A 3,324-nucleotide genomic window follows, 5' to 3' on the forward strand; every position below is an offset into this window, starting at 1 on the left:
GACGGCGACAGCACGATTACGGTCACCGTCGACGGCGAGCCCTACGAGGCCGGCATCGATCCGTACAACAAGCTCGTCGATCGCAATTCATCCGACAATCGCAAGCGCGTCATCCTGAACTGAAGATTGCAGTTCCGGCGCGCGAACCTGCGCGCGCCGGAATCTCGGGGCCTCTCTGTCATCCGTTTCCTGCGTCGCCCGTTGTTCTTGAGTCGAACATCGATTGCTCTGGATACGGTGACGCAATGTTTGTCACACCCGCTTTTTCTTCAACCCGCCTTGCGCACCGCGTTTCCAACTATCGAATCGCTATGGCAGCGGTGGGCTTGCTGCTCAGTTGCGCCGGCGCTGCGCCGGTGCACGCCGGCAATGCCGACAGCCTGAATCGCGACGACGCGCTGTGGCTCGAACGCGTGACCTACGGCCTCGACAGCGCAACGATTGCGCGCTTCCGCGAACTCGGCCGCCGGCGTTTTCTTGACGAGCAACTCGCGGGTCGCAACGATGCGCTGCCTGCCGCGATTCAGACGCAGATCGACCAGCTCGATATCCAACGCACGTCCGCCGCGCAACTCGTGGTCGACGAAATCGCGGAGCAGAAGCGCATCAACGCGCTCGGCGACGACGGGACGAAGAAAGACGCGCGCAAGGCACGCAACGAGCTCGGCAACAAAATGGCGTTCGAGGCGACGCGGCGCGAGTTGCTGCGCGCGATTTACTCGCCGGCCCAGCTGAAGGAGCAGATGACCTGGTTCTGGCTCAACCATTTCAACGTGTTCGCGCCAAAGGGCTACGTAAAATTCCTCGTCGGCGACTACACCGATCGCGCGATCCGGCCGCATGCGCTCGGCCATTTCCGCGATCTGGTGCTGGCCACGCTCAAGCATCCGGCGATGCTGCAATATCTCGACAACGCACAGAACGGCGCCAACCATATCAATGAAAATTACGCGCGCGAGCTAATGGAGCTGCATACGCTTGGCGTCGATGCGGGTTATACGCAGGCCGACGTGCAGGAGCTGGCACGCGTGCTGACCGGCGTCGGCATCGATCCGCGTCACGAGCCGCCGAAACTTCGGCCCGAGTGGCAGCGCCTGCTCGTGCGCGACGGCTTGTTCGAGTTCAATCCGGCGCGGCACGATTTCGGCGTCCGCGTCCTGCTCGGCCAGAAAATCCGTGGCGGCGGTTTTGCTGAAGTCGAGCAGGCGATCGATCTGCTGGTCAAGCAGCCGGCCTGCGCGCGCTTCATCTCGCACAAGCTTGCGACCTATTTCGTCGCCGACAATCCGCCGCCGCAACTCGTCGAGGCGATGGCGCGCACATTTCAGCGCAGCGACGGCGATATCGCCGCAACCCTGCGCACGCTATTCGAATCGCGCGAGTTCGACGCCTCGCTCGGCAAGAAATTCAAGGATCCGATGCACTACGTGGTTTCGTCGGTGCGCCTGGCCTACGACGGCAAGCCGATCGCGAATATCCGCCCGGTGGTGAACTGGCTCAATGGCCAGAGCGAAGCCTTGTACGGTCATCCCACGCCCGATGGTTACGCGTTGACCGAAAGCGCGTGGGCAAGTTCGGGCCAGCTGAGCCGGCGCTTCGAAATCGCGCGCACGATCGGCAATGGCAACGCGCACCTGTTCGATCCCGAGGACGGCACGCAGGGCTCGGTGACTGGCTTTCCGCAACTGTCGTCGCGCCTGTACCTGGACGGCATCGAGCCATATTTGTCGAAGACCACGCTGGCCGCGCTGCAGCGCTCGACTTCGCAGCAGGAATGGAACGCGTTCCTGCTGGCGTCGCCCGAGTTCAATTATCGCTGATTTAATCGTCATTCCGGCGAAAGCCGGAATCCAGCGACTTATTTTTGTGTGATTTTCCAAGAGCAAAGACACTGGATTCCGGCTTTCGCCGGAATGACAGGAGCACCAGAGGAGCCGCTCAATGCAACGTCGTCACTTCATTCAAACCCTCGCTTCGGTTGTATCTTCGTGCGCGGTCGGTTTTGCCGGCAAGCTATTCGCCGCGCCGCCCGCGTCGCCACGCTTTCTGCTCGTGTTCCTGCGCGGCGGCTACGATTGCGCGAACATGCTGGTGCCGTACTCCAGCGATTTCTACTACGAGTCGCGGCCGAATATCGCGATCGCCAAGCCCAATGCCACGGCGAACACCGGCGCGCTGGCGCTGGATGCGGACTGGGCGCTCACCCCGGCGCTGCGCGAATCGCTCGGCCCGATGTATAAAAATAAAGAAGTCGCATTTGTGCCATTCGCCGGCACCGACGATCTGTCGCGCAGCCACTTCGAAACCCAGGACAATATCGAGCGCGGCCAGCCAGGCCATGGCAAGCAGGAATTTCGTTCCGGCTTCATGGCGCGGCTGTCGACGACGTTGGGCGGCAACGCGGCGCCGATCGCGTTTACCGATGCGCTGCCGCTCGCGTTCCAGGGCGCGAGCGATATTCCGAATATTTCACTCAAGGCGGTCGGCAAGCCTGCGTTCGACGAACGCCAGGCAGCGATCCTGACCAGCATGTACGCAGGCAATCACCTGCAGACCGCGGTCGCGGATGGTCTCGAACTGCGCCAGCACGTGGCCAAAGAGTTCGAGGACGAAATGATGCAGGCCAATCGCGGCGCGGTCAGCGCCAAGGGTTTCGCGGTCGAGGCGACACGCATCGCGCGCCTGATGCGCGATGAGTACCGGCTCGGCTTCGTCGATATCGGCGGTTGGGACACGCATGTCAACGAGGGCGGCGCGCAGGGTCCGCTCGCCAACAATCTCGACAATCTAGGGCGCGGCCTAGCCGCGTTCGCGCAGGAACTAGGTCCCGATTGGAAGAACACCGTCGTCGTCGTCGTTTCCGAATTCGGCCGCACATTTCGCGAGAACGGCAACAAAGGCACCGACCACGGTCACGGCTCGGTCTACTGGGTGCTCGGCGGCGGCATCGACGGCGGCCGCATCGCCGGCGAACAGGTCAAGGTGCAGCAGTCCACGCTGCTGCAGAATCGCGACTTCCCGGTACTCAACAATTATCGCGGTCTGCTCGCAGGCCTTTATGTACGCCTGTGGGGGCTTTCGCCCGCACAGGTCGAGAAGGTGTTTCCGGATACCAAAGCATTGGATTTGCGGTTGGTGTAGCGCGACCTCAACTACGCGGCGGTTGCCCCCTTCTGGCTGCCGCCACCTTCCCCCGCTACGCAGTGGAAGGATTCCAAATTGGAATGCCGTGGTTTCCCTTCCCCTGTGCGGCGGGGGGAGGTGCCCGGAGGGCGGAAGGGGGCGTGCTCTTGATCTTGCTTGTCGCAATCAGTTCTTGAACAT

At 62.2% G+C, this 3,324-nt stretch carries 2 protein-coding genes; both read left to right on the forward strand.

Going from position 1 to position 3,324, the window contains the following annotated elements:
* Positions 1-311: 311 nt before the first annotated feature.
* Positions 312-1,820 (forward strand): DUF1800 domain-containing protein, encoded by a 1,509-nt coding sequence (locus tag VIE67_RS13725; protein ID WP_332027009.1) that lies wholly within the window; start codon positions 312-314, stop codon positions 1,818-1,820.
* 121 nt (positions 1,821-1,941) lie between these two features.
* Positions 1,942-3,141, forward strand: coding sequence for a DUF1501 domain-containing protein (locus VIE67_RS13730; protein WP_332027010.1), 1,200 nt, complete (start codon positions 1,942-1,944; stop codon positions 3,139-3,141).
* The last annotated feature ends 183 nt before the right edge of the window (positions 3,142-3,324 follow it).

This window comes from Rudaea sp., from assembly GCF_036560865.1.
Lineage (GTDB): Bacteria > Pseudomonadota > Gammaproteobacteria > Xanthomonadales > Rhodanobacteraceae > Rudaea.